Origin of the sequence: Mycobacterium sp. E1386, assembly GCF_001672745.1 — a bacterium.
GTDB lineage: Bacteria > Actinomycetota > Actinomycetes > Mycobacteriales > Mycobacteriaceae > Mycobacterium.
Window position 1 is genome coordinate 1 of record NZ_LZKH01000238.1, and the last position, 25,642, is coordinate 25,642.

A 25,642-nucleotide genomic window follows, 5' to 3' on the forward strand; every position below is an offset into this window, starting at 1 on the left:
CGGCTTGTTCATCGACCTCGCCGGTTCGGCATCGCCTCGTGCCGCGCGGCCGAGGTGGCGGAAAAACGACGTGTAGTCGACGTGGCTGTCCTTGAACAGGACGAGCAGCTCGTCGGAAAGTGTTTTCAGCTCTTGGCTTTCCACGTCCGCGGGCAAACCCAATTTGGCCCGCATTCCGGACAACCGCACGGCGTCGTATTCGCGCTGGAAGACCCCGAACGAATTCTCCGCGAGCGCGACCCCCTCCTCGACATCGTCGGACAGCAGCGGAAGCAGCGTCTCGGCGAAACGGGCGAGGTTCCAGCCGGCGACGAGCGGCTGGTTGCCGTAGGCGTAGCGCCCCCAGAAGTCGATGGAACTGAACACCGTGTCGGGGTCGTACGCCTCCATGAAGGCGCACGGTCCGTAGTCGATCGTTTCGCCGGAGATCGTCATGTTGTCGGTGTTCATCACCCCATGGACGAATCCGATCAGCATCCAGCGCGCGACGAGCGATGCCTGGACTGCGACCACCCCTTCGAACAGCGCGAGGTAAGGGCGTTCGGCGTCCGCGGCACCGGGGTGGTGGCGGGCGATCGCATGGTCGGCGAGGCGGCGCAGCAGGCCCCCGTCGCCGGTGGACGCGGCAAACTGGAAGCTGCCCACCCGCAGGTGGCTGCTGGCCACGCGGGTCAGCACGGCGCCGGGCAGCTCCGCCTCACGAAGCACCGGGCGCCCGGTGCCCACGACGGCCAGCGATCGCGTCGTCGGCACCCCGAGCGCATGCATCGCCTCGCTGACGATGTACTCGCGCAGCATGGGCCCGACGGCCGCCAGGCCGTCCCCGCCGCGGGCGAACGGCGTGGGCCCCGAGCCTTTCAGGTGGATGTCGCGCAGCCGACCATCGTCGTCGACGAGCTCCCCGAGCAACAGTGCGCGCCCGTCGCCGAGCCGGGGGACGAAGCCGCCGAACTGATGCCCCGAATAGGCCTGGGCCACCGGAACGGCGCTGCTGGGGACCAAGTCGCCCACCAAGAAGCGCATCCCTTCGGGACTTCGCAGCCAGCCGGCGTCCAGGCCGAGTTCGGCGGCAAGCCGCTCGTTGAGGGCAAGCAGCCGCAAGTCGGCGGGCGCCTCAGCTTTCCAGCGGACGGCCATCTCCGGCAATTCGCGGAAAAACCGGTCCTGTAGGGCAACGGTCATATCCGGGGCGGCACTCACCTCAACGAGCCTACGGAATTCCTACGAGCCCAGGGCCTGCCCGATGAGGTCGCGGGCGCGATCGAGCATCGACGCGAACGGCCCCAGAGCGAAGTTCAGCTTGGCCGATTCCACGCCGGGATGCGGGTGGGTAGGCGCGATGGCCTGGGCCGCCCGCACCGCCGCACCCATCCGCTTGAGGTCGGCGTCGTCGACCTCGCGTTGCAGCACGGGAAACTCTTCCCTCTCCTCCTGCTTGGCGTGGTCGAGCACGGCCTCCCGGAGCTTGGTGACCTCGTCGATGAACTCCTTCGAGGTGACGTCGAGCTTCTCGATGCTCGACAGCAGCTCCTTGGCTTCGTGCTCTTCCTTGAGCCGGGCGTCGACGATCGCGTCACCGGCGTCGGCCTCGCGGCGCACGCGCGGGTGCACCACCATTTCTTCGGCTGTCTCGTGGACGGCCAGCAGCTGACGCAGCGTCGAGAACGGCTTCTCGCGCGCCTGCGGATCTGACGCGTGCAGCACCTCGTCGAACATGTCCTCGATGAGGTTGTGCTGCGCTTTCAGAAACGCGACGACTTCGTCGGGCGATTGGACAATCATGTCGGCCATCGCCGTACCTCACTGTTCTCTCGGGGATTAGGACTCGCACTATGGGCTGTGTGCGGCTTGACGAGGCATACCCGCTGTACAAGCCCCTAAACGAGGCCTCGCGGGCGCGGGTGGCCCGGGGAATCGTTTGACGCACAAGCCTTTTTCCTATTGGGCGCCGGGCCAGATCCCCGCCAAGCGCGGCGCCTGACGGGGATCTGAAGCCGAGCGAAGGAACTAGACGCGACGGTCGCCGGTGGCGGCTGGTCCGACGCCGGTGCCGGTGACGGCGTCCTTGCGGCGCTTCAGTCCGGCGAGTCCGCCCAAGCCGAGGAGGCCGAGGAGGCCCCACAGCCCGGTGTTGTCGTTGTGTTGGCTGTTGTTGTTGTCGTTGTCCGCCAACGTGGTTGTGGTGGACGACGGCGCGGGAGAGGCTGCACTGGCGGCGTTGGCGACGCCTGCCCCACCGAACAACAGGGCCCCGGTGGCCGAAACGATCGCAATGGTCCTACGCATGTGTACTCCTAGAGGTTTGCCCCGGTCGGAACCCTGAAGGGTGCCGGGACGCATGTGAAGGACCAGGGTGCTCTAGTCCTCGCGGAAAGCGACGCTCCGCCGAAGCGGCGGCGTGGCAAGGCATGGCTACCCGGGAGGGCCGGCGTGAAACTTGCGCGGGGATATCGACTTGTTTGCTGTCCGGTCGCTGCGCCGGGATGGCCTCGCCGCAAAAGCGATCTGGATCACACGGCGGAGGTCGATGTTATCTGTCGGCGCCCGAATGGGTAGCCGCTAAAAAGGCGCTTTCGTGCCGATCCAAACAATCAACGCAGGAGGCGAATTTCCATGACTTCATCGGACAAGACGACGGTGCTGGCGCAGTTGCGTGCGCTTCACCAGCTGACCAACACAGAGGTCCAGGTCGCCGAAACCCGCATCGCACAAGCGCGTACCGAGGCGGTCGAGCGTGAGCTGACGCAGAACGCGTCGAACGCCCGCCAGCGGTCCGAGGCCATCGAGAAGGCGATCCGCGGGCTCGGCGGCGTTCCCGACATCGTCGGCCCCTTCCTGGGCCGCGCCGGCGCCGCGGTCAAGGCGCTGACCGAACAGGCCCAGCCGTTCGACGAGGCGCTGCTCGGTGACCTGGCCCTGGAGGACCAGTTGCTGGACCGCGCCCGCTACCTCAAAGCCCTGGCCGTCGCGGCCGAGCTCCCCGAAATTGAGAGCCTGGCGACCCGGCTGATCACGGCCCACTCGGCGACCGTCGATTGGCTGACGACCGTGCTTGCAGAAGATGCGCTGGGCGGCCCCGCCGCGCTGCGCCGCACGCCGTTGCAGGCGGCGGCCGGTACAGCGGTGAAACTGGTGAACCTGCCGGTCGAGTGGTCGGTTAGGGGCGTCGACAGGGCCGCGGACGCGCTGCGCTCGGCCCGGCCGACGTTCAACGAGCTGGTGAGCCGGGGCGCTTACGCCGGTGACGTGGCTACCCGTGCGCTCGCCGCGTCGCGGAACGCCGCTCTCGAGGCGGCCGAGAGGGTTACCCGCAACGAGGGGGCCCGGCAGACCGCCGACGCCCTGCACGCGGCGCGTGCCGCTGTGGGAGTGCTCGACGCCGACGAGCTGCCCATCGCCAACTACGACGAGCTCAACGTCAGCGAGGCCGTCGCCGAGGTGAAGGACCTCACCAACCCGAGCGACGTGCGGGCGATCATCGCCTACGAAGAGGCGAACAAGAACCGCCAGCGGGTCGTGTCGGCCGCGCAGACGCGTGTCGCCGCGATCGCGCAAGAGGTAGTCGGCATCAACTAGCCGGAATCCGTAAGGCCGCCCGGGCGAGTTCCCTCCGCCCGGGCGGCCTTCGTCCGTCGAGGCGAATACGCAGTAAAGCGAGGGTTCTCCCGCCGCTGGGCGTCGTCGGGGGTGTCGCTCGCCCCGGGCGTCTCGGCTTTCCCGGGGCATGCCCGACCGCCCGTTTCGGGATATCGCTACGGTTAAGGCACTAACCCCACATCGACGAGCTACGAAAGACGGCAGATCAGCTAAAAATGTACGACCAGGTCAATAGCAGCGCGACGGAGCCCGACGACGTCATCGGCTACCGCATCGATCCCGTGTTGGCCCGAAGTTGGCTCCTGGTGAACGGTGCCCACGCCGACCGGTTCCAGTCCGCGGCGCATTCCCGGGCCGACATCGTCGTACTCGACATCGAGGACGCCGTCGCGCCGAAAGACAAGCACACCGCCCGCGACAACGTGGTGAGTTGGCTGGGAGCCGGCAACACCGACTGGGTGCGCGTCAACGGCTTCGGCACCCCCTGGTGGGCGGACGACCTCGCCGCGCTGGCCGGCACACCGGTCGGCGGGGTGATGCTGGCGATGGTCGAATCGGTGGACCACGTCACCGAGACCGCGCAACGGCTGCCGAACGTGCCAATCGTGGCGCTGGTGGAAACGGCCCGCGGGCTGGAACGCATCACCGAAATAGCCGCGGCCAAGGGCACCTTCCGGCTCGCCTTCGGCATCGGCGATTTCCGCCGCGATACCGGTTTCGGGGAAGACCCGAGCACGCTGGCCTACGCCCGGTCGCGCTTCACGATCGCCGCCAAGGCGGCCAGCCTGCCCAGCGCGATCGACGGACCGACGATCGGCTCCAACGCGTTGAAACTCATCGAAGCGACCGCCGTGTCGGTGGAGTTCGGGATGACGGGCAAGATCTGCCTGACCCCGGACCAATGCGCCGTCGTGAACGAGGGCCTGTCCCCGTCGCAGGACGAAATCTCTTGGGCCAAAGAGTTTTTCGCCGAATTCGAACGCGACGGGGGAGAGATCCGCAACGGGTCGGACCTGCCGCGGATTGCCAGGGCCACCAAAATCCTCGAGCTGGCTCGCGCCTACGACATAGAATCGTCGGACTTCGACGACGAAGAACGGGATCATTCACCCGCGCCGTCGGACACCTATCACTACTGAGCGGCAAAGCAGGTCCGGCATGAGCGGTGTGGTGGATTTTCATTTCGACCCGATGTGCCCGTTCGCCTATCAGACCTCGCTGTGGATCCGCGACGTTCGCGAGCAACTCGGCATCACCGTCGACTGGCGATTCTTCAGCCTCGAGGAAATCAACCGCTCAGAGGGCCAGAAGCACCCGTGGGAACGCGAGTGGTCCTATGGATGGTCGTTGATGCGCATCGGGGCGCTGCTGCGCCGAACGGACATGTCGCTGCTGGATCAGTGGTACGCCGCCACCGGGCATGAACTGCACACGCTCGGCGGCAAACCGCACGACCCCGCCGTCGCCCGCCGCTTGCTGAGCGAGATCGGCGTCGAGGCATCGGTTTTCGACGCGGCGCTGAGCGATCCGACGACCCACGACGAGATACGCGATGACCATCAACGGGTGATCGATGCCGGCGGATACGGCGTGCCGACGCTGTTCCTGTTGGGACAGTGCCTGTTTGGCCCCGTCCTGGTGGACCCGCCGACCGGGCCGAAGGCCCTGACGCTGTGGAACGTCGTCACCGGCATGGCCGAGCTGCCCCACGTATACGAGCTGCAGCGGCCAAAGTCGAGCGCCGATGTCGAGCTGATCGGCCGCACGCTGCGTCCCTACCTGGATGGGCGCGACTGGGTCAGCATCAATCGCGGTGAGGTCGTCGATGTTTCGCGGTTCACCGACCAAGCCACCTAGGCCGCGTGACGTGCGAGTGACACCCCGATGCGGATTTCCAACTTGCTGACCGTGATCGCTGGGGCGCGCGGCGGGGCCATCGATCGGTAGCTCTTGCCGGTCGGCGTCGTGAATAGTGCTATGTGGGTGTGGTTTTCGTCGACCCCGGTGCTGACCCGCCAGCCCGCGGCTTCCTTCGTGTAGTTGCAGCTCTCGCACGAGCCCAGACCGTTGTCCGCGGTGGTCGGGCCGCCGCCCGCCCACGGCTGTGCGTGGTCGCGGTGCCTGATCGGCGCGTCGCAGTACGGTGTGCGGCAACGCTGATCGCGCAGCCCGATGAATGCGGCCAGCCCGCGGGGAAAGATGCGTGCCCGGGACTCCATCGCCACCAGCGCCCCGGCCCGGGGGTGCGTATAGAGCCTGCGCAGCGTCGCGCGCGAGCGTCGGTCGGTGACAGCGCTGTTGACCATCGCGCGCGCGACCGCCGCGGGGATGGGACCGTAGCCGGAGATGTCGGCCGGCGCATCGTCACCGCCGAGCAGCGTCTCGTCGGATAGCACCAAGTTGACCGCGATCGGAGTCGGGACCGTGGCGCTGCGGCCGGTGACCCTTTCGACCAAGGTGTCTGCCATCACCTGGCCGCGCGAGCGCCCATCACCGCGGGTATCCGCTTCGCGGCGCAGCGCAGCGTAGACCGAAACGCCCTGGGCCACAGGAAGTAACGCGGTGAGATACGTCATCGTGTCCGGCGCCGGCCGAATGGTGACCGTGCGCTCCTGCTCCGCCTTGGCCGCCCGCTCGACGACCGCGTGCGGATCCAGCCGGTAGGCGATCGCTTTCGCGGCCGCGGCCACTCGCGCGTCGCCCATGCCGGCCAGGCTCGCCGGGTCGGCGCACAACTCCGCGTCCAGTGCGCGGCGGTCCTCGACGTCCAGGCAGGCGCTCTCGCGCACGATCAGCGTGGCGCGCCACTCCGACAGCGCCCCGCATTCCAGCGCCGCCAGGGTGTGCGGCATCTCGTAGACGAGGGCCTTGGCGAAGCCGAGATGCCGGCTGCCCCGCGCGGGGGAGTCGCGCCGCGCCAGTGCGACCTCGGCGGCCACGCCGCGGCCTCGCCGCGCGGCGGGCACCCCTGCCGCCGCTTCGGAGGCACGACGGGCCGCGTCCAGGGCGGCAGCCGCTCGGGCCTGTTCCGCGGCGGCCGCGCATTTGACCGTCTCCAGCTCCGCGATGCGCTCTATCAGCGCCGATTCGTCGGCCGGCGGGTCACCCTCCGTCAATTCTTCGAACATAGGTTCGATAGTAAACGGGGGCACCGACAACGCGCGCGTCGCTACGCTGGCGAGTATGAGCGCCAAGAGTCGGATCCGGGTGGCGCGAGTCTACGACGACGTCATCCCAGAGGAAGGCCAGCGCGTGCTGGTCGACCGCGTCTGGCCGCGAGGACTCCGCAAGGAGGACCCGCGGGTGGGTAGCTGGTGCAAGGAGGTCGCGCCGTCGAAGGATCTGCGCGAGTGGTATCAGCACCGGCCCGAACGGTTCGACGAATTCGCCTCGCGGTACAGGGCGGAACTGCGGGGTAACCCGGCGCTGGAGGAGCTGCGAAAGCTGGCCGGCCGCGGCGTGGTCACCCTGGTGACGGCGACCCGCGATACGGACATCAGCCAGGCGGCCGTTCTCGCTGAGCTGCTGAAAAGCCGCTGAACGCGTGAGACGATCGGGCGATGCAGCTGGGATTGCACGCCCTGGGGATCGGTGCCGGCGCCGACCGCGCGGTGATCGATGCCGTCGCGTCAGCGGCGGACGACTGCGGCTTCGCCACGCTGTGGGTCGGCGAACACGTCGTCATGGTCGACCGGCCCGCCTCTCGTTATCCCTATTCGGATGACGGCGTCATCGCTGTTCCCGCACAAGCGGATTGGCTTGATCCAATGATCACGCTGAGCTTCGCCGCCGCCGCCTCGTCCCGGATCGCGCTGGCGACGGGCGTGCTCCTGCTGCCCGAACACAATCCGGTCGTGGTGGCCAAGCAGGCCGCCAGCCTGGATCGGCTCAGCGGTGGCCGGCTGACATTGGGCATCGGTGTCGGGTGGTCGAAGGAGGAATTCGCCGCGTTGTCAGTCCCTTTCGCCCATCGCGGCGCGCGGACCGCCGAATACGTTGCGGCGATGCGAGCGTTATGGCGTGACGACGTCGCTTCGTTCGAAGGTGATTTCGTCTGCTTCGATGGCATTCGCGTCAACCCTAAGCCGGTGCGCGATCGTCGGATCCCGATCGTGATTGGGGGCAATAGCGATTCGGCCCTGCGCCGGGTGGCGACGTGGGGAGACGGCTGGTATGGGTTCAACATCGACGGCGTTGAGGCCGTCCGGGAACGCATCGCCAAGCTGGAGCAACTGTGTGCCGAGGCGGGGCGTGATCATGGGCAGCTTTGGCTGTCGGTGGCGCTGCGCGATCCGGGCGTTGCGGATGTCGGCGCCCTCGCCGAGTTGGGCGTTGACGAATTGGTTCTTGTCGCGGCGCCGCCGGACCGGCCCGACGCGGCCGCCGAATGGGTCTCGGCGCTGGCTGAGCAGTGGACGATGGCGACACCGGCATGAGCGAGGCCGATCCGATACTGCCGCGGGAGTTGACCGACATCCCCGACGAGGTGCGCGCCGTGCCGCCGCCGCCGATACCCGCATTGCCCGAGCCGTATGGGTTGCGTCTTGCCGACCCGGAGGCCGACGCCGAGATGATCACCGAGTGGATGAGCCGGCCGCATCTGGTGGAAGCGTGGGAGTCCGCCTGGCCTTTGGCGCGCTGGCGTCGTTATCTGGCCGCGCAACTCGAAGGCGGCTTCTCCCGCCCGTTCATTGCCACGCTCGATGCCATACCCCGCGCCTACATCGAGTTGTACCGGGCGGCAAAGGATTCCATTGCGAACCGATATGACTACGATCCCCACGATCTGGGTCTGCATGTCGCGGTAGCCGACCTGGATTACATCAAGCGGGGACACGTCAGTTACCTGCTGCCTTACCTGGTGGGCAGCATCTTGGGCCTCGATCCGCGATGTCGGCGCATCATGTTCGACCCCGACCACCGCAACGTCTTGGCGCGCACGTTCTGCGAGCGGGGCGGCTGTGTCTTCCTCGGCGAGCACGACATGTCGAATCGGCGGATGGCGCTCTACATGTTGCCCCGGACGCCCGACGACGTTCCGCGCAGTTGACTCAGAGCCGCTCGGCAATGGACTGCGCGAGGAGCGCCGCCGCCTCACCCAGCACGACGCTGATGACGATGTTGGCGACCGCCGCGCGCACCTGTCGCTCCTCGCCGAGCCGCTGAGTTTCCAACATCCAGGTGGAAAACGTGGTGTAGGCGCCGACGAAGGCGGTGCCGGCCAACAGGGCCGCCTCCTTGTTCAGCACCAGGCCGCCGAGAAATCCCAGCAGCGCCGCGCCGCTGACGTTCACGACGAGCGTGCCGAACGGGAAGGATTGGGCGGCCCTGCGGGCCACCGCGCGGTCGACCACGAACCGCAGCACCGACCCGACGCCGCCGATCAGCGCGACGCCAGTCCATACCGCAGCCGTCGTGAGCGCGCCGGCCGTCATGCGCGGATCCGTACCCTGCGCACCAATTTGGTGGCCAAGTGCACTGCCAGCAAGCCCAGCACGATGCTGGTCACGGTGTAGCACGCGGCCAGGGTCCAATGCCCGTGCTCGACCATCCTCAGCGTCTCGACTTGCATCGTGGAGAACGTGGTGAGTCCACCGCACAACCCGGTGCCGAGCAGGGGACGCCGGTAACTCGACAACGGCAACCGCTCTAGCAGCCGGGTGGTGAAGTAGCCCAAGAGGAATGCGCCGACGATGTTCACCGTCAACGTCGGCCACGGCCATTTCGCTGGGTCACCGGCGGCGAGCGTGCCCAGGCCGGCACGGGCGAGGGAGCCCAGCGCCCCGCCGGCAAAAACCGCGGCCAACTCGCGATAGTCGTGTGCCACGCGTAATCCCTTCCCCTCTCCAGGACTTACGGGTGGGTGAATCCGGGACGTCAGAAAAGTACCTGACAAGTCAGCGAGCTGCGCCACGGGCAGAATTGAGAACCATGGCCCACCCCCGCGCCGGTCAGCCGGCCCAGCCCCAAGACCTCGTCGACCTGCCCCACCTGGTGACGGCCTACTACTCGATCCAGCCCGATCCCGACGACGTCGCCCAGCAGGTGGTGTTCGGCACGTCGGGCCACCGCGGGTCCGCGCTCAACGGGGCGTTCAACGAGGCCCACATCCTGGCCATCACCCAGGCCATCGTCGAATACCGCGCCGCCCACGGCGCCACCGGACCGTTGTTCATCGGCCGTGACACACACGGCCTTTCCGAGCCGGCCTGGGTGTCGGCGCTGGAGGTCCTCGCGGCCAACGATGTGGTCACGATGGTCGACTCCCGCGACCGCTACACCCCGACGCCGGCCGTCAGCCACGCGATCCTCAGCTACAACCGCGGCCGCACCGAGGCGCTGGCCGACGGGATCGTCGTGACGCCGTCGCACAACCCACCACCCGACGGCGGCTTCAAGTACAACCCGCCCAACGGCGGCCCGGCCGACACCGACGCGACCAACGCAATCGCCAAGCGCGCCAACGAGATTCTGCGTGATGGTGCCGGGGTGAAGCGGGTGCCGCTGGCCCGGGCGCTGCGGACCGTCCAGCGCCACGACTACCTCGGCAACTACGTCGACGACCTGGCAGGCGTGATCGACATCGACGCCATCCGCGCGGCCGGGGTGCGGATCGGGGCGGACCCGCTCGGCGGGGCGAGCGTCGACTACTGGGGTGAGATCGCGCAGCGGCACCGTCTGGACCTGACCGTGGTCAACCCGCTGGTCGATGCGACCTGGCGGTTCATGACGCTCGATCACGACGGCAAGATCCGGATGGACTGCAGCTCGCCGGACGCGATGGCCGGCCTCATCGCCAATCGCGACCGCTATCAGATCGCCACCGGCAACGACGCGGACTCCGACCGCCACGGCATCGTCACGCCCGACGAAGGGCTGCTCAACCCCAACCACTACCTGGCGGTGGCCATCGATTACCTCTACACGCACCGACCGTCGTGGCCGGAGGGCATCGCCGTCGGCAAGACCGCGGTCAGTTCGTCGATCATCGACCGGGTTGTCGCCGGCATCGGCCGCAAGCTCGTCGAGGTGCCGGTCGGGTTCAAGTGGTTCGTCGACGGCCTGATCGGCGGCACCATCGGCTTCGGTGGCGAGGAGTCGGCGGGGGCGTCGTTCCTGCGGCGCGACGGCTCGGTCTGGACCACCGACAAGGACGGCATCATCCTCGCGCTGCTGGCCTCCGAGATCCTGGCCGTCACGGGGTCCACGCCGTCGCAGCGCTACCGGGAACTGACCGCCGAATACGGCACACCCTTCTACGCGCGGGTCGACGCGCCCGCCGATCGTGACCAAAAAGCCCGGCTGGCCAAGCTCTCGCCCGAGCAGGTGACCGCGACCGAGGTGGCCGGCGAGCCGATCACCGCGAAACTCACCGCCGCGCCCGGCAACGGTGCCGCGCTGGGCGGATTGAAGGTGACGACCGCCAACGCATGGTTTGCCGCGCGGCCGTCGGGCACCGAGGATGTCTACAAGATTTACGCGGAATCCTTCAACGGTCCCGAGCATTTGGCGGAGGTGCAGGAAGCCGCGCGCGAGGTGGTTAATAAAGTCATTGGGTGACGATTTCGCTCAGGCTTACCCGTTCGGGAGAACGTGGTTCCCGTCCCCCGCGGCTGCCGCGCGAAGTCTGGATTCTGAGCTGGGCGAATGTCATGGTCGCGCTGGGCTATGGCGTCATCTCGCCGGCGATGCCCGCTTTCGCCCATACCTTTGGCGTCAGCATCAAGGCGGTGACTTTCTTGGTCACCGTCTTTTCCTTGAGCCGGTTGTGTTTTGCCCCGGTGAGCGGGGTGCTGGTGCAGCGGTTGGGCGAGCGCCGGATTTACATCGGTGGTTTGCTGATCGTGGCGTTGTCCACCATCGCGTGTGCGTATTCGCAGGCCTATTGGCAACTACTGGCTTTCCGGGCCATCAGCGGCATCGGCTCGACGATGTTTTACGTCTCGGCGTTGGGGCTGATGATCCACATCAGCCCGCCCGATGCGCGCGGACGGATCGCCGGGTTGTTCACCACGTCGTTCATGGTTGGCGCGGTCGGCGGCCCGGCCGTCGGCGGCCTGACCGCGGGGTGGGGGTTGACCGCGCCATTCATCGTGTACGGCGTCGCGATGCTGGGGGTTGGGGCTGTGTTGTTTTATGGCCTGCGGCATTCGGAGCTCGCCGCGCCCCGTCCGCCGACACGGTCCACGGTGACGATGCGCCAGGCGCTGCGATTCCGCGCCTATTGGGCAGCGCTGTTGGCCAATTTCGCGACCGGCTGGGCGGCGTTTGGGCTGCGCGTCGCGCTGGTGCCGCTGTTTCTCTCCGACGTCATGGGCGAAAGCGTCGGAATGATCGGGGTGGCGCTGGCGGCCTTTGCGGCCGGCAACGCTGTGGCCGTCGTTCCCAGCGGGTACCTGTCCGACCGGATGGGACGGCGCACGTTGTTGATCATCGGCCTGGCGGCGTCCGGTGTGGCGACCGCCGCGCTGGGAGTCGTGTCGTCGTTGCCGGCGTTCATGATCGCTGCGGCGGTATCCGGTGCGACCACAGGCATTTTCATGTCGCCGATGCAGGCCGCGGTGGCGGACATTCTCGGCAGCGAGGCGCGCGCTGGAATGCCGGTGGCGGCGGTGCAGATGCTGTCCGATCTAGGTGCCATCGTCGGCTCCGTGACGGTCGGTTGGGCCGCCGAGGAATTGAGCTTCGGTTGGGGCTTCGGCATCAGCGGGATTGTGCTGGTGATCGCCGCCTTCGGTTGGATCCTGGCGCCGGAGACGCGGACGCTGATTCATCCCGAGCACGGCCTGGCGGAGCCCCAGGCGGACGGCGAGGCGGCCTGAACAGCAACTTTGAACCGGGGTGGCGGTTGGTGTAGCTTCGATTGGCACGACTTGGGGCTATGGCGCAGCTGGTAGCGCACCACACTGGCAGTGTGGGGGTCAGGGGTTCGAGTCCCCTTAGCTCCACCGAAATTCGGCAGTGCGACGAAACGTGGGCTTAAGGATGTAGGTTCCACTGGCCGCAATCGCCGGCGAGGACGTCGTTGACGTCGACTTCGAGCCCTCCGACTCTTGGGCCGGGATTCGCTGCCGTACTCACCACGCGTTGGTAGAGAACCGCGGCAGGGTCGACCTGGCCGTGGGACCAGGCCTTGGTCTGCCAGGCCCACCGGTGGCCGGGGGTGCGCGAATTGCCGATAACGCCGTCGGCGGCGGCCCATCGGCACACATCGAGACCGCCGTAGACACCGGTGCGCTGCACTCCCAGCACCGAATTGATTCCGCGAAACCACTTGACCGCCAAGTTGTTCCAAGTGTCGTGGTCTATGTCCTCGTCGACGCTGAAGAAGATCGGGGCGCTCTGACCGCCACCCGCCGCGGTGTGCAGGCCCCAGGCGGTGCGCGCATCGGCAACACCGCCCTCGAACCCGCGCCTGAAGTCCGATGGTGCCGTCCCGCCCGGCTTACCGTATTGGTAATTGCTGACGATCATCAGCCCAGCAGCGGTCAGCTGCTCGGCGTAAGGCCGGGTGATCGGCTTGGCGCCCATGGACGAGCCGGGACGCGATAGCGACACGTAGTTGATGACCCCGGCGTAGCCAGCAGCCCGAATCTGCTCCGCTGGAATTTGGCGCATGGCGAAGTCGATCAGTTTGGGAGTGGTGGCAGCCGTCGTAGGAACGGCATCCGCCGCAGGGATGGCGACACTGGCCGATGCCGCATACAACGCCGGCAGTGCAGACATAGCGATGGCGTAGCGCAATACGTCGCGTCGGGGGAGAGGGCGCGACCGGGGCAGGTGCGCGCTCACCGACAAGTCCTGCATCGCGTGATGTTAAGTTTGTGACTTTTGTTAACAGAAGTATCGTGCTGTAGTCGATATCGAATCGCGCCGTGTCATTCACCGACCTGAGTCAATGGCTGGAAGCGTCGGCGACGATTCTGTCCGGCAGGGAACTCTCAGCATCCCGGTACCCCTGGTACGCATAACCCGCCACCCGTGTGGGTACGCGGCCGAGTGAACGCTTGTTCGCGAGAATCTATGCCCGCACAGCCTGTCGGCGGGAGGGAGCTTCTGATGCCCGAGGTCCAACTTCACCACGAGGGACACCCCATGTATCGCCGGATGGTCCGGTTCGATTGGTCGGAGACGCCGCTGCACTGGGTGCCCGACGATCCGTTCTCGACGCACATGATCAACGTCCTGCATCTGCTGCTGCCGGAGGGCGAGCGGCACTTCATCAAGGCCGTGCTCGAGGCGTCGTCGCTGGTCGATGACCCGGAGTTGGAGGCGGCCATCAAGCCGTTCATCCAGCAGGAGTCCTGGCATGCGTGGGCGCATCAGGTGGTGCTGGACCACCTGGCCGAGCAGGGCATCGAGACCAAGCCGTATACCGATCGGCTCGGCAGGCTGTTGTCGATGACGCTGGGCGACGCGCCCAAGTGGTTTCCGCCTGCCATGAAGCGGTGGTGGCTGTACCGGCGGCTGGCCGATGTGGCCGCGTTGGAACATTACACCGCGATGTTGGGCCAGTGGGTGCTGACGAACCGGGGTCTGGACTACGCGAAGGCCGACCCCATGATGCTTGACCTGCTGCGCTGGCACGGCGCGGAGGAGGTCGAGCACCGTTCGCTGGTGTACGACGTCTACCAGCACGTCTCTGGGAGCTACCTGATCAGAGCGTTCTCGATGCTGTTCGTCTCGCCGCTGTTCATCGCTTGGTGGGTCGCGGGGGCTCGTTACCTGATGGCGCAAGACCCGACCATCGATCAGACGTGGCGCTGGCGCGACTGGCTGTGGGCCGCCCGCGAATACCGGTTGCCCGGTCCGTGGAAGCTGCTGGTGACGACGCCCGTCCGGTACATGCGGCCCAGCCATCATCCCAACGACGAGGCGGACACGCAGATGGCGATCGACTACCTGGACTATTCGCCGGTGGCGAAGGCCGCCCGGGAGCGGGCGCGAGCCCAGGGGAAGTCACCGGATCAAACCCGAGGGATCGAGACTTCCGGCAACGGAGCACGAAAGGCGAAGGCGCGATGAAGGTTTCGGTAGATCTTGACACCTGCGATGGCAACGGCGTGTGCATGAGCATCTGCCACGAGGTGTTCGACGTGCGCGAGGACGGTCTCCACGTACTGCAGGAGGATGCGCCCGAGGAACTGCGCCAGCAGTTGATCGGCGCCGCGGTGTCCTGTCCCACGCAGGCGATCACGGTGAAGGATTGAGCGATGCCGAGGGGGAGAGACCTGAAAGAGATCGTCGTCGTCGGTGCCGGCGTGGCGGGCACGCGCGCGGCGGAAACGCTGCGGCAGGAGGGCTTTGACGGCGCCCTGACCATCGTCGGCGCCGAGCGGCACGCCCCTTACCATCGCCCGCCGCTGTCGAAGAAGTTCCTCACCGGCAAGGTGCACCGGGCCGGCGTCGACCTGGCGCCGCAATTCGACATGGAAGCGCGCGTCGTGCGCGGCGCATCGGCCCTCAGGTTGGACCTGTCCTCACGCACCGTTCATATGCGCGACGAAGGCCAGGAATTCGCCTTGCCGTTCGACGGGCTGGTGATCGCCAGCGGCGCGGTCCCACGCGAATGGCCCGGTGGCCCGGTCGCGGACGGGGTGCTGATGCTGCGCACGGTCGAGGACTGCCTGACCATCCGGGACCGACTAAGTTCGCGACCGCGGGTGGTGGTCGTCGGCGGCGGGTTCATCGGCGCCGAGGTCGCCGCGAGTTGCCGGTCAATGGGTTTGGACGTGGTGCTGGTCGAGAAGGCCGGCAGCTTATTGCTTTCCGCGCTGGGTGAGGAACTGGGGTCGCGCTGGGCCGACCTCCATCGTCAACATGGCGTGGAGCTGCGAGTGGGCGTGGGCGTCGAGGGATTCGAGGGTAACGGCCGGGTGGAGGGCGTCCGGCTCACCGACGGCTCACGGGTTCCGGCCGACCTCGTCATCGTTGGGCTCGGGGTCATCCCGGCCACCGACTGGCTGGACGGCTCCGGATTGCGTGTCGACGACGGCGTGATTTGCGACGCGACGGGCGCGGCCGAGGGCGGGGACGCCGTTGTTGCCGCCGGCGATGTCGCGCGGTGGTGGCACCCGCTGTACGAACGGCATCTGCGCACCGAGCACTGGGACGACGCGGGCCGTCAAGGCGCGGCTGCGGCCAGGACCCTGCTGACGGGGCCGGACGGCGCGGAGTCCTATGACGAGGTGCCGTACTTCTGGTCCGATCAGTACGACGTCAAGCTGCAAATGCTCGGCGTGCCAACCGATTACGATGCGGTCGAGGTCGTCGAAGGCGATCCGGGCACCTGGGAGTTCGTCGCCGCGTACGGGCGGGGCGGTCGCACCATCGCTGTGCTCGGGACTATCCCGGGCCGGGTATATGCCTATCGCGAAGCCATCGAGAAGCGAGCCGAATTTCCGCCGAGCCGACCGGATTAGCGAATGCGGGCATCCGCTACTGCGTATCCGGTTCTGGCCGAACGTCACTCACTCGCAGGAACGAGAATGGTCTTTCCCGGCAGGCGATTGGCGTCGGAGTCATCGTGCACGGCGGCGACGTCGGTCAGCGGGCGGCGGCCGGCGACGTCGATCGCCAGTTGCCCGGCATCGACCCGGTTGACGAGTTCGCCCAGCTGCGCGGCGTCGCTGCGGACGAAGACGCGCTGCACCCGCACCCCCCGTGCCGGGTCCTCGGCTCCCGATGTCATGGTGCCGATATAGAACCCACCGTCGGCGACCAGACCGACGAGGGCCCCGGTCTGCTCCGGTGAGGTACTGACCAGATTCAGCACCACGTCGAACGGCTGCCCGGCGACGGCGAGCGGCGTGGACGTGTAGTCGATGTAGTCGATGATCCGGTCGGCCCCGTAGCGCCGCAGGCGGTTCTCGCTGCGGGCCGAGGCGGTCGCGGTGACAACGCCTCCGGCCTGCTGGGCCAGTTGAACCGCGTAGCCGCCGACCGCTCCACCCGCTCCGTTGATCAGAACGGACTGACCGGCCCTCAACTCGGCGACCTCGAACAGCGCCTGCAAAGCCGTCAAACCGACGGTCGGCAGTGCGGCGGCATCGGCCAGCGGCACCGACTTCGGCGCGGCGGTCAGCACCCCGGCCGGTGCGAGCGCGTACTCGGCGGCAGCGCCCGGGGCGTCCAGCGGAAGCATCCCGACGACGGCGTCGCCAACTTTCCAGCCGGTCACCCCCTCGCCGAGACCAGCGACGATTCCCGCCACGTCGACGCCCGGGGTGTGGGGGAAGGAGATGGCGTACACCTCGGACAGGTAGCCGCCGCGGATGCCGGCATCGACCGGGTTGAAGGAGGTGGCCGCCACCTTCACCAGGACCTGGCCCGGGCCGGGCGCCGGCCGCCGAACCTCCTCATACCGCAGCACGTCGCTGCCGCCGTAACGGTGATACTGCACAGCCTTCATGATCTTCTCCGTTCGTAGGTGCTTCGAGATCGAAGCGGTTGCAGTCCGTACAACTTGCTTCGAAGTCGAAGCGATCCCGGAGGGCGGCGTGATGACCACCACATTGCTTCAATGTCGAAGCATTATGATCGCGTCATGACGGAGTCGCTAAAGCCCCCGCAGATGCGCGCGTACTTCGCCCTGATGGAGGGAGTAAGCCTGCTCCAGTACGCCGTGCAACGACAGTTACGGGCCGAGGGCGATCTCAGCTATGTGCAGTTCGAGATCCTGGCGAAGCTTGCCGACGCCCAGCGCCACCTCACCATGACCGAGCTGGCCGACGGTGTGGTCTACAGCCGCAGCGGTCTGACCCATCAGGCGGGCCTGTTGGAGCAGGCGGGCCTCATCGCCCGCGAAACCAGCGACGCTGACCAGCGCGCCACGGTCGTCCGCATCACGCCGGCCGGCCACGCGCGCCTCGCCAAAGTCCTGCCCGGCCACATCGGCGTGGTCCGCGACTTGCTGTTCGATGCCCTTTCGGGCGAGGACGTGCGCGCGCTGGCCGACATCATGGGTCGCGCCCGCGATCACATGCGTGCTCGACCAGGGCGTTCGGCCACCTCGCGCAAACGCCGGCGCTGATCTCATCCGACCTTCGTCCACGGTGTGCATCCGTGCGTGATGAACTTCGCCACCTCGGGAGCCTGAATTCGCGCGACCACCGGGCTTTTCTGGGTCCCGCTGTCGGAAGCGATCAATTCCCCGTCGCCCGTCCACGTTGTGAAGATGCACGCGGCCGAATAGTCGCCCGGTTCGGCATGGGCGACGTAGGTGCCGTAGGGGAGCTGGGCGGGCACCGCGTAGGAACCGGGCCCGTAGCCTCCGTCCGCATGCGCCGACGAGACGGCAAGACTGCCGATGATCAACGCGGACACGGCGCTCGCCGCGAGTCCGGGCGGCTGGACCGGTCGCATAAGCGCAAACGTTAAGTCCCGGCGACGACCTGGTGGAGAGTGCGCATCAGTTGCGTGCCAGTCTGACTGGCCGATTAGGTTTTCGCCACGATGCGCATTAATCTTTCCCGCGGTTCGATTGCGACTCTCCGAAAGCAGCCATGCCCATTCAGCCAACCCTGTTGCGCCGACAATCACTGCGCAGCGCCCGTGCACACCGGGCCGCTCCCCGCGTGAAGTGCCCCATGGTCGGCCAGTGCTTCGATATCGAAATCACGCGCGACGCTGACGGGTGGATGATCCGGATCCCCGAGATCAGCAGGATCACGCGGACCAGCCGCCGGGGTGCGGTGGAGTTGGCGGCGCGCGAATGCATTGCGACCTGGACCGGCATCCCCATCGGCTATGTCGCCGTCTACGTCGTCAGCGAGACCGGTTAGCCGCGGCAGGCCCCGGCCTCATGTTGGCCAAGGTGTATCCCGCGCGTGATCGCGCCGCGACGGTGACGCACAACGCTCATCATCATGACGGTGCTCACGGCAGTCGCCGCGTTGACGGTGGCGATGTGTGTCGGCTACTGCCTCGGCCGGCGCGCTGGGGCGAGGCCGCGAAGCTGGAAGGGGCGAACGAGCCGGGTGGCGTTGGGGCGGCTCGCGATCAGTCTGGTCGTGTTGTTGACCGCGCGCCGTGCGATGACCTTGTGGGGGCCCAGATTCGGTGCTCCCCTCGGGCTGCTGCGGGGTGGCGTTGCGCGGATGCGGTATTGAGCGACTGATATGGCAACGCTAGAGGGCAAGGTCGCCCTGGTGACCGGAGCGTCGTCAGGCCTCGGCGCCGAGACGGCCCGGCTCTTTTCCCGCCAGGGCGCAACGGTTTTCGGCATCGGCCGCGATACCGCACGCCTGGCCGAGGTATTCGCCGACGTGCAAAACGGTTCGTACGCATCGGTGGACGTCGCTTCGGCGCAGGCGTGTCGTGACGCGGTCGAGCAGTGCGTGCGCGAGTTGGGCGGGCTCGACGTCCTGGTCAACGTGGCCGGCCACCACCAGATGCGCCGGACGGAGTCGACGACCGATGAGGACTGGACGCACGACCTCGCGGTGAATCTGAACGGGCCGTTCTACCTGTGCCGGGCCGCGCTGCCGCACCTGCTGGAGCGGGGCGGCAACATCGTCAACGTGGGCTCCATCGCCGGTGTTGAGGGCCAGGCGTACTCGGCCGGCTACTGCGCCGCCAAGCATGGCCTGATCGGACTCACCCGCGCTCTGGCGGTGGAGTACACCGCGGGCCGCTTGCGCGTCAACGCGATCTGCCCGGGCGGCATGCTCACGCCGCAGATCGAACATTTCAGTGCGCCGGACAATCCCAACTACGACCTGATCATGCGTACCGCCTCACCGCGCGGCATGATGCAGCCCCTCGATGTGGCGAACGTGATCGCCTTCCTGGCCAGCGATGCCGCGGCCGCCGTGCACGGCGCCGTCTATCGCGTCGACAACGGCAAGGGCGCCGGCTAGCGCGCGACCGCCGGGCGGCTGCGGACCAGGGTGGGCCACCAGAACCACGGCCCGAGAATTCGCAGGATGCACGGTACGACGAACGAACGCACGATCAGCGTGTCGAGCAGCAGGCCGATGCACACGGTCGAACCCACCTGGCCGATCGTCCTGAGATCACTGGTGAGCATGGCCAGCATGGTGAAGGCGAAGACCAGACCCGCGGATGTCACCACGCCGCCCGTGCTGCCCAGCGCGCGGATCAGACCGGTGTGGATTCCGCCATGCAGCTCCTCTTTGACCCTGTTGATCAGCAGCAGGTTGTAGTCCGACCCGACCGCCACCAGGATGATGAACGTCAGCGGTAGCACGAGCCAGTGCAGGTGCAGGCCGATCAGGTGCTGCCAGACAAGTATGGACAGGCCGAACGCGCCGGCGTAGGAGAAGGCCACGGTGCCGGGAATCACCAAGGCCGCCACCAGACTTCGCGTGATGAACATCATGATCAAGAAGATCAGCACGAAGGCGGCGATCGCGGCGATCATGAGATCGGACATCGCGTATTGCTTGATGTCCTTGTCGTTGGAGCCCGAACCGCCGATGTAGATCCGCGCGCCGGCCAACGAGGTCTCTTTCAGGATCGTCTTTATCGCGTCGGGGAACTGTTCGACGTGTTCCACGCCCTCGGGGCCCATCGCGTCGCCCTCGTGGGTGACGATGAACCGGGCCGCCTTGCCGTCCGGCGACATCATCAACTTCATGCCCGTCTTGACGTCCTCGTTGTCGAAGCCCTCGTGCGGGATGTAGAAGAAGTCGTCGCTGCGGGACTTGTCGAAGTCGTTCCCGACGTTGATCAGATCATCGAAAGTCTGCTCCGTTTGCACGGATTGCAGATCGGCCGATCCGTAACTGTTGACCAACTTCGACTGCAGTGCCTCGGTATCGTCGGCGGTGGCTTTCAGTTGGGCGATGATCTGCGGGAAGGTTTTGTCCACCTCCTGCAGAGACACCTTCGCGTCCGCAATGTCGTCGGCCAACTTGTCGATCTGATCGATGGTCTCGAACAGCGACCGAAACGTCCAGCAGATCGGGATGTCGAAACAGTGCCTCTCCCAATAGAAGTAGCTCTTGATCGGACGGAAGAAATCGTCGACGTTCGAGACCTCGTCCCTGATGTCGTCGCTGACCCTTTGCAGGTCCTCGACGGTGAGTACCGTCTGATGCAGTTCGTCGGAAACCTTTTGGAAGAAGCCGACCTCTTTGCGCAAGACCGCGACGGAGTGCGCCTGGATCTCGGCCTGCGCGTCGGTGTTCGCGTTCTGCTCCCTGTTGAACGGGAGTTGTTGACCGTTGCCGCTGCCCTGCGTGGTGAATAGGTACGGAATGCTGGCGTGCTCGAGCGCCCGGCCCAAGGGCCGCGTCATGCCTTGCACCATCGCCACACCGTGCAGGCGAATCAGAGCCTTCGCGACGCGGTCCAGCGAGATGAAGTCGGCCGAGTTGCGCATGTCGTGATCGGTTTCGACCATCAGCATCTCGGAGAACAGCTTGCTCTTGGGAAAGTGCCGATCCGCCGCCTGGAAACCGAGATTGGCGGGCGCACTGGCCGGCTGGTACTGGCGATCGTCGTAGTTCTGCCGGTACGTCGGTACGAAGATCGCCCCGATCATGACGACGGCAGAACTGGCCGCCAGGATCGGCACCGGCCAGCGCACCACGCTCGCCCCGATGCGGCGATAGAGACGCCCTTTGGCCTCGGTTCTCGGATCGAACATCCCGAACAGACTGCCGACGGTCAGCGCCGCCGGGCCCAGCGTCATCGCCGCCGCGATGGTGAACAGCATGGTGATCGCGACGGCCGGCCCCATGGTGTGGAAGTAGTTGAGGCGCGCGAACGTCAAGCAATAACACGCACCGGCGATCGTCAGGCCCGAGCCGATGATGATCGGCGCGACACCCTTGTACGCGATGTAGAAACTGTCCTCCCGGCTTTCGCCCGCCTGTCGCGCCTCGTGATATCGACCCATCAGGAAGATGCCGTAATCGGTTCCCGCTCCCAGGGTCAGCGCGATGACGATGTTCACCGCGAACGACGAGAGTTCGATGTACCCGAGGTGACCGAGCGTTGACACGACACCCTTGGCGACGAGCATCTCGATGAGCACCCCGAGCAAAGGCACCAACAGGGTTGAAGGAGCGCGATACACCAGCAGCAGCATCACCACGATGAGGCAGATCGTGACGATCGTGACGTTGTTCAGGCTGGCATTGGCGATTGAAAGCGTGTCGGAGGCCAGCGGAGCCGCGCCGCTGACGTAGACCTTGAGGCCGGGCGGCGGCGGGTCCTTTTTGATGATGTCGCGGACGGCGTCCACGGATTGGTTGGCTTGAATCTGGCCGATGTCGCCGGCGAGGCGCAGCAGCACATACGTGCATTTGCCGTCCACGCTCTGCGCCCCCGCCGCGGTGAAAGGCTTGCCCCACAGATCCATCACGTATTGCACGTGCCGGGTGTCGTTCTGGAGGCGGCGCATCAGATCGTCGTAGTACCGGTGGTCTTGGTCTCCCAGTGGTCGATTCGCCTCGAACACCACCATGGTCAGGTTGGTCGAGTTGGATTCGTGAAACTTTTCTCCGATGTGCAGCAGCGCCCGTTGTGAGGGCGCGTAGTGCGGGACCATCGGTCCGGCGAGCTCTTCAGCGACCCGTTCCACTTGGGGCATAAAGGTGTTCGTGCTGACCGCGAGCAGGCCCCAGAACAAGATGATCGGTATCGCGAAAGCCCGGACCATCCTGGGGATGAACGGGCGCTTGACCCGGGGCTCGTCAAAACGATGCTCGCTCATGCCGACTTGACCCTGCACTCGACGTCGGCGTCCTGATGGTCGTCCGTCTGTTCGTCGCGGATCACGCCGTCCACCAGCATTCGGCAACCCACCTGACCGCCGTGGACATGCACCGAGATGCTGCCGGACGCTACCGAGAGCGTGGTGGTCTCCGTGTGGGACCACGGCAGAGTTGTGATTTCGACCTGATGCGGATGGCCGTCGATGTCGATGTAGACGAGTTTTCCGCCCTGAGCGGCGGAGCCGAACACCTCATAGGTGATCCGTTTGACGTTGAACTGCTCGGGCGCCTGCGGGCCGTTGACGGTGATGACCGGCTCAGGTTCCGAGAACTGGTGCACCTTGTACATGCAGAGCAGACCGACACCGACCGCGACCACGGTGACCAACGGCATCCAGGCTCGCTCCAAGACAGTCCTGCCGACTGAACGAGGACTCACTCGTTCATCTCCCCGACCCCTCCTGACCTTGTGTTCGTGCCATCCCCGACCGCCGTACGCGTGCGGCAAGACCAGGTGACATATCAACCTGATTGATATGTCACGGTAAAGAGACTACTGCAACCGGGCCGCAGGCGCGATCTCGGCCTGCCGGACCTCGTCACGCGGACTCCCTACGATGCGATGGGCGCGCTGCGCAGGTGCCTTCTCAACCGTGCGCTACTGAGCAGGCGAAGGGCCAGGTTCGTGGAGGTCAGCATCGGGATCACCCCGAGAAATGTGCGCTCGGACGGCGTCGCTCCGTGCAGGTGGTAAAGGCTGCCGAATACGTAGAAGCAGCCCAGCATGAACAACGCGCCCGGGATGCAAAGCGCCATGAACGAGCTGCGGTCGGCGACGATTTGCTTCGCGTAATCCAGTTCTTCCGACGACATCGGTTCGCGCTTGCGCAGTTTTCGCACGACCTCTTTGGCGCTCCCGATTTGCTCGCTCACCGGGGTGGTTGGTCGCCTCTCCATCCGCCGTACGAATACGGTGGCGATGCCGGCCAGCGTCAACGCCAGCCCTAACGCGACTACGGTCAGCAGACCGAACAAACTCTCAGTCACCATCGAACTCCTTCTGAGTCACCGCTTCCGATCGTCACCACGGCGGGCAGGATGCCGCGGTTGATCTTGTCGGTACTCATCGGGAAACCTTACTTCTGGGGCATCAGAACCCGAAGTCGCCGCCGCTGGAGTCCGACCCACCGCCGAAATCGGAGCCGCCGAAGTCGGATCCGCCGCCGGAGTCCCAACCGCCGGAGTCCCAACCGCCGCCGAAGTCCACGTCGCCACCGCCGGAATACGAGCCGTCGTTACCCGCGAAGCTGGTGTCGCCGCCGGAGTCATAGCCGCCGCCGAACCCGACGTCGCCTTGCTGGCTGTCGTAGCCGGCGCTTTGGCCGCCGTCGTAGTTTGCGTCCGCATACGCCGAGTCACGGCCGGCCTCGAAGCCGCGGTCGTAGCTGCCACCCCAATGGTCGTCCAGCAGCGCATCCATCAGCAGGACGTCGGTGAGCGCCCAACCCCAACCCGCCCCCCAGAACGCGTATGGGTAATAGCCGGGGTAGAAAAACATTCCGTTGTAGTAGCCGCCGCCGTAGTAGTGCGGATAGCCGGGCTGCGGGGTGGTGCTGTAGTTGTTGTTGTTGATCGTCACGTACTCACCGGTGTCGGGATTCTTCGCCCGCACCGAGGCCTGTTTGCGCTCGTCCTCGGGCACCGAGCCGACAGCGGCAACATTGGGCGCGGGGCGTCCGAGCTTCTGGTTGGCCCTGGCCACCGTGGACTCCACTACTCGCAGGTGTGCCCGCGCCGCGCCGTAGTCGCCTGTCTCGTAAGCCTTTCGGGCGTCGTAGAGGCTGGCGTTGGCCTTGGTCGACTCCGCGCTGACGTCCGTTTCGCTGTTGGTGAGCACCGCGTTGTCGATGTCCCCGACACCGGATTCGGCGGTGATCAATTCTTGTTTGATCTGTTCACGCTCCTGTGCAGCCTTGCGGCGCTTGCGATTTCGGCTGACAGCGAATGAGACCAAGGCGACCACGCTCAATGCGACGGCAATGAAGACGAGCATGGTCCACAGCCATGACCAGCGGTCGGGGTTCTGGTGCACGACGGGGGAGGTGGTGGCCGCCGGCCCCCCAGAAGACACGTCCAACCTGGTCAATTTGTTGACGAATTCACTCGTCGCGCCCTGCGGGTCGTTCCGGTGGATCCTGGCCGACTGGCTCATGAACGGGTCGACGCTGTCTGCGACCGCCTTGGGCACGTTGTAGGCGCGCACGTGATAGCCCTTGGAGTCGATGACCAGAATGATCCCGCTGAACGTCGGATTGCGCCCGAGGACGACGTTGTGGATGGCATCCGGGGTGGTCACCCCGGTCTGACGGGGCGCCACCGCCGCCACCCAGATCGGTGGCGTGGAACTCCACGTCCAGCGGCTGGTGAGGATCTGGTCGTTCAGCCGGTCCGGGTCCCGCAACGGCGGATTCGCCGCCGGGTCGGCCACCACGTGGGTCTGGGCGTTGAACTTGCCCACCAGCTGATCTGTGTAGGTGTCGGCCGAGGCGGCCGGCGCGAGGAGCACCGCCAGCATCGCGGTCAGCGGGGCCAGGACAAGCCCACGGAATCGTCGGGTCACTTTCCTCCTGCCAGGGGTCACGGTGTCGATCCTTGCTGTGGACCTTGAAAACGTCCACTGTCGCCCCCTGTCTGGTGCCGTTCTGGGCGGACCTCCTCGGCCGTCGCTAGGTCTGGCTTTGATCGATGTACCCGCGGGGGAGCACCGAGAAGTCAACGCATGCTGCGGCCAGGACGTCGCCCAGGTGCGGCTCGACCGGTGCGGCTAGGGTCAGCATCGCGCCGGCCGATGGTGCCTTCAGGGTGGCGACGTTGCGGTTGGTCAGCAGCTGGATCGCATCGGATCCAATGTCGCTCCAACCGGTGTGAACGGTCATCAGCGTGAGCACTCCGAGCGCCTCGCCGGACGGCGAGAACAAGCGATGATGCCAGGCGCCGTCGGCCTTATGCCCGGTGTGCGGCCGCACCACCGCGAGCACGGTGCTGCCACCGTCTTCCAGGCGTGCCGCGCCGTCGGCTGGGACGATTTTTCCCACGGGCACGCCGCCGCTGGTGATGGTGGTCGTTGCGGCCACCGCGATCTTGAGTTCGTCACCGCTGGCCGCGGACAACTTGTAGTCGCCCGTGCCCCCGTTCTTGAAGCCGAATAGCACTGCGGCGCCGCCCTTTTGCTGGGCATGCGCCAGTTCGGTGCCATCGGGGGTAGCGAGCGCGACCCGCAACGCATTGGATGTCGACCTCGTCACGCGCGCGACGACGACCGTTGCATTGCCCAGAATCGGCATGGCGAGATCCTAGGC

General features: G+C 66.4%; 29 protein-coding genes and 1 tRNA gene. 16 read left to right on the forward strand and 14 right to left on the reverse strand.

Annotated elements, in window-relative coordinates:
• The 3 genes from A5709_RS24390 to A5709_RS24400 form a co-directional block, all read right to left on the reverse strand.
• Positions 1-1,182 (reverse strand): YdiU family protein (locus A5709_RS24390; RefSeq protein ID WP_197520227.1); only part of this gene is annotated, 1,182 nt, incomplete at its 3' end.
• A gap of 39 nt (positions 1,183-1,221) precedes the next feature.
• On the reverse strand, positions 1,222-1,791 hold the full coding sequence (locus tag A5709_RS24395) for a hemerythrin domain-containing protein (RefSeq protein ID WP_068123093.1): 570 nt from the start codon (positions 1,789-1,791) through the stop codon (positions 1,222-1,224).
• A 216-nt stretch (positions 1,792-2,007) separates the two neighbouring features.
• Entirely contained in the window at positions 2,008-2,286 is a 279-nt protein-coding gene (locus A5709_RS24400; protein ID WP_067945518.1) for a WGxxGxxG family protein, read from the reverse strand.
• A gap of 327 nt (positions 2,287-2,613) precedes the next feature.
• On the opposite strand from A5709_RS24400, the gene A5709_RS24405 reads away from it, so the two are divergent.
• From A5709_RS24405 to A5709_RS24415, 3 genes are all read left to right on the forward strand, one after another.
• Complete coding sequence (locus tag A5709_RS24405) at positions 2,614-3,576, forward strand: hypothetical protein (protein ID WP_068123096.1); 963 nt, start codon at positions 2,614-2,616, stop codon at positions 3,574-3,576.
• A gap of 236 nt (positions 3,577-3,812) precedes the next feature.
• Positions 3,813-4,736, forward strand: a complete 924-nt coding sequence (locus A5709_RS24410; RefSeq protein WP_067945522.1) for a CoA ester lyase — start codon at positions 3,813-3,815, stop codon at positions 4,734-4,736.
• Between the two features lie 19 nt (positions 4,737-4,755).
• Positions 4,756-5,454 (forward strand): DsbA family protein, encoded by a 699-nt coding sequence (locus tag A5709_RS24415; RefSeq protein WP_068123099.1) that lies wholly within the window; start codon positions 4,756-4,758, stop codon positions 5,452-5,454.
• Here the strand turns inward: A5709_RS24415 and A5709_RS24420 are convergent.
• Positions 5,451-6,725: an HNH endonuclease signature motif containing protein gene (locus A5709_RS24420; RefSeq protein WP_067945526.1), complete on the reverse strand. Its 1,275-nt coding sequence runs from the start codon at positions 6,723-6,725 to the stop codon at positions 5,451-5,453. The genes A5709_RS24415 and A5709_RS24420 overlap by 4 nt on opposite strands.
• A gap of 55 nt (positions 6,726-6,780) precedes the next feature.
• Between A5709_RS24420 and A5709_RS24425 the strand changes: the two genes are divergently transcribed.
• The 3 genes from A5709_RS24425 to A5709_RS24435 are packed head-to-tail and all read left to right on the forward strand — an operon-like array spanning position 6,781 to position 8,647.
• Complete coding sequence (locus tag A5709_RS24425; RefSeq protein ID WP_068123101.1) at positions 6,781-7,137, forward strand: DUF488 domain-containing protein; 357 nt, start codon at positions 6,781-6,783, stop codon at positions 7,135-7,137.
• A gap of 20 nt (positions 7,138-7,157) precedes the next feature.
• Positions 7,158-8,033 (forward strand): LLM class F420-dependent oxidoreductase, encoded by an 876-nt coding sequence (locus A5709_RS24430; RefSeq protein ID WP_068123104.1) that lies wholly within the window; start codon positions 7,158-7,160, stop codon positions 8,031-8,033.
• Positions 8,030-8,647 (forward strand): GNAT family N-acetyltransferase, encoded by a 618-nt coding sequence (locus A5709_RS24435; RefSeq protein WP_068123165.1) that lies wholly within the window; start codon positions 8,030-8,032, stop codon positions 8,645-8,647. The genes A5709_RS24430 and A5709_RS24435 overlap by 4 nt, the downstream gene beginning before the upstream one ends.
• A gap of 1 nt (position 8,648) precedes the next feature.
• Here the strand turns inward: A5709_RS24435 and crcB (A5709_RS24440) are convergent, their stop codons facing one another.
• Both crcB (A5709_RS24440) and crcB (A5709_RS24445) read right to left on the reverse strand, forming a co-directional pair.
• On the reverse strand, positions 8,649-9,032 hold the full coding sequence (gene crcB, locus A5709_RS24440) for a fluoride efflux transporter CrcB (protein WP_068123107.1): 384 nt from the start codon (positions 9,030-9,032) through the stop codon (positions 8,649-8,651).
• On the reverse strand, positions 9,029-9,424 hold the full coding sequence (gene crcB / locus A5709_RS24445; RefSeq protein WP_068011219.1) for a fluoride efflux transporter CrcB: 396 nt from the start codon (positions 9,422-9,424) through the stop codon (positions 9,029-9,031). The genes crcB (A5709_RS24440) and crcB (A5709_RS24445) overlap by 4 nt, the downstream gene beginning before the upstream one ends.
• 104 nt (positions 9,425-9,528) lie before the next feature.
• Here crcB (A5709_RS24445) and pgm point away from each other — a divergent pair, with 104 nt between their 5' ends.
• The 3 genes from pgm (at position 9,529) to A5709_RS24460 (ending at position 12,545) form a co-directional block, all read left to right on the forward strand.
• Entirely contained in the window at positions 9,529-11,157 is a 1,629-nt protein-coding gene (gene pgm / locus A5709_RS24450) for a phosphoglucomutase (alpha-D-glucose-1,6-bisphosphate-dependent) (RefSeq protein WP_067945535.1), read from the forward strand.
• Positions 11,158-11,249: 92 nt separating this feature from the next.
• Positions 11,250-12,419, forward strand: coding sequence for an MFS transporter (locus tag A5709_RS24455; RefSeq protein WP_068123109.1), 1,170 nt, complete (start codon positions 11,250-11,252; stop codon positions 12,417-12,419).
• 53 nt (positions 12,420-12,472) lie between these two features.
• A tRNA-Ala gene (locus tag A5709_RS24460) sits at positions 12,473-12,545 on the forward strand.
• 31 nt (positions 12,546-12,576) lie between these two features.
• On the opposite strand, the gene A5709_RS24465 is transcribed toward A5709_RS24460, so the two are convergent.
• Positions 12,577-13,404 (reverse strand): DUF1906 domain-containing protein, encoded by an 828-nt coding sequence (locus tag A5709_RS24465; RefSeq protein ID WP_068123112.1) that lies wholly within the window; start codon positions 13,402-13,404, stop codon positions 12,577-12,579.
• Between the two features lie 252 nt (positions 13,405-13,656).
• Here A5709_RS24465 and A5709_RS24470 point away from each other — a divergent pair, with 252 nt between their 5' ends.
• Genes A5709_RS24470 through A5709_RS24480 form a run of 3 tightly spaced genes read left to right on the forward strand, consistent with a single transcriptional unit; the run spans position 13,657 to position 16,019 of the window.
• The gene (locus A5709_RS24470) at positions 13,657-14,622 is read left to right on the forward strand and encodes a metal-dependent hydrolase (protein WP_068123114.1); all 966 of its coding nucleotides are present in this window, start codon (positions 13,657-13,659) and stop codon (positions 14,620-14,622) included.
• Positions 14,619-14,807 carry a ferredoxin gene (locus A5709_RS24475; RefSeq protein WP_068123117.1) on the forward strand — a complete coding sequence of 63 codons (189 nt, stop codon included), beginning with the start codon at positions 14,619-14,621 and terminating at the stop codon, positions 14,805-14,807. Before A5709_RS24470 ends, A5709_RS24475 begins: the two co-directional genes overlap by 4 nt.
• 3 nt (positions 14,808-14,810) lie before the next feature.
• Positions 14,811-16,019: an NAD(P)/FAD-dependent oxidoreductase gene (locus A5709_RS24480; protein WP_068123120.1), complete on the forward strand. Its 1,209-nt coding sequence runs from the start codon at positions 14,811-14,813 to the stop codon at positions 16,017-16,019.
• A 44-nt stretch (positions 16,020-16,063) separates the two neighbouring features.
• On the opposite strand, the gene A5709_RS24485 is transcribed toward A5709_RS24480, so the two are convergent.
• Positions 16,064-17,008: an NADP-dependent oxidoreductase gene (locus tag A5709_RS24485; RefSeq protein ID WP_068123123.1), complete on the reverse strand. Its 945-nt coding sequence runs from the start codon at positions 17,006-17,008 to the stop codon at positions 16,064-16,066.
• 135 nt (positions 17,009-17,143) lie between these two features.
• Between A5709_RS24485 and A5709_RS24490 the strand changes: the two genes are divergently transcribed.
• Entirely contained in the window at positions 17,144-17,629 is a 486-nt protein-coding gene (locus A5709_RS24490; RefSeq protein WP_068123168.1) for a MarR family winged helix-turn-helix transcriptional regulator, read from the forward strand.
• A 2-nt stretch (positions 17,630-17,631) separates the two neighbouring features.
• On the opposite strand, the gene A5709_RS24495 is transcribed toward A5709_RS24490, so the two are convergent.
• Positions 17,632-17,961, reverse strand: coding sequence for a hypothetical protein (locus tag A5709_RS24495; protein WP_068123128.1), 330 nt, complete (start codon positions 17,959-17,961; stop codon positions 17,632-17,634).
• A 224-nt stretch (positions 17,962-18,185) separates the two neighbouring features.
• Between A5709_RS24495 and A5709_RS24500 the strand changes: the two genes are divergently transcribed.
• From A5709_RS24500 to A5709_RS24510, 3 genes are all read left to right on the forward strand, one after another.
• Positions 18,186-18,380, forward strand: coding sequence for a long chain fatty acid-CoA synthetase Faa4p (locus tag A5709_RS24500; protein WP_067945713.1), 195 nt, complete (start codon positions 18,186-18,188; stop codon positions 18,378-18,380).
• An 84-nt stretch (positions 18,381-18,464) separates the two neighbouring features.
• Complete coding sequence (locus A5709_RS24505; RefSeq protein ID WP_068123131.1) at positions 18,465-18,707, forward strand: hypothetical protein; 243 nt, start codon at positions 18,465-18,467, stop codon at positions 18,705-18,707.
• A gap of 9 nt (positions 18,708-18,716) precedes the next feature.
• Positions 18,717-19,457 (forward strand): SDR family NAD(P)-dependent oxidoreductase, encoded by a 741-nt coding sequence (locus tag A5709_RS24510; RefSeq protein WP_068123133.1) that lies wholly within the window; start codon positions 18,717-18,719, stop codon positions 19,455-19,457.
• On the opposite strand, the gene A5709_RS24515 is transcribed toward A5709_RS24510, so the two are convergent.
• From A5709_RS24515 to A5709_RS24535, 5 genes are all read right to left on the reverse strand, one after another.
• Positions 19,454-22,282 (reverse strand): RND family transporter, encoded by a 2,829-nt coding sequence (locus tag A5709_RS24515; RefSeq protein ID WP_068123135.1) that lies wholly within the window; start codon positions 22,280-22,282, stop codon positions 19,454-19,456. The two genes, A5709_RS24510 and A5709_RS24515, sit on opposite strands and share 4 nt — an antisense overlap.
• A complete protein-coding gene (locus A5709_RS24520) occupies positions 22,279-22,677 on the reverse strand; it encodes an MmpS family transport accessory protein (RefSeq protein WP_067945558.1) in 399 nt (132 codons plus the stop codon). Before A5709_RS24520 ends, A5709_RS24515 begins: the two co-directional genes overlap by 4 nt.
• 218 nt (positions 22,678-22,895) lie before the next feature.
• Positions 22,896-23,333, reverse strand: coding sequence for a hypothetical protein (locus tag A5709_RS24525; protein WP_369827400.1), 438 nt, complete (start codon positions 23,331-23,333; stop codon positions 22,896-22,898).
• Between the two features lie 100 nt (positions 23,334-23,433).
• Positions 23,434-24,903 (reverse strand): hypothetical protein, encoded by a 1,470-nt coding sequence (locus tag A5709_RS24530; protein WP_068123142.1) that lies wholly within the window; start codon positions 24,901-24,903, stop codon positions 23,434-23,436.
• A gap of 106 nt (positions 24,904-25,009) precedes the next feature.
• Complete coding sequence (locus A5709_RS24535) at positions 25,010-25,627, reverse strand: hypothetical protein (RefSeq protein ID WP_068123145.1); 618 nt, start codon at positions 25,625-25,627, stop codon at positions 25,010-25,012.
• Between the last annotated feature and the right edge of the window lie 15 nt (positions 25,628-25,642).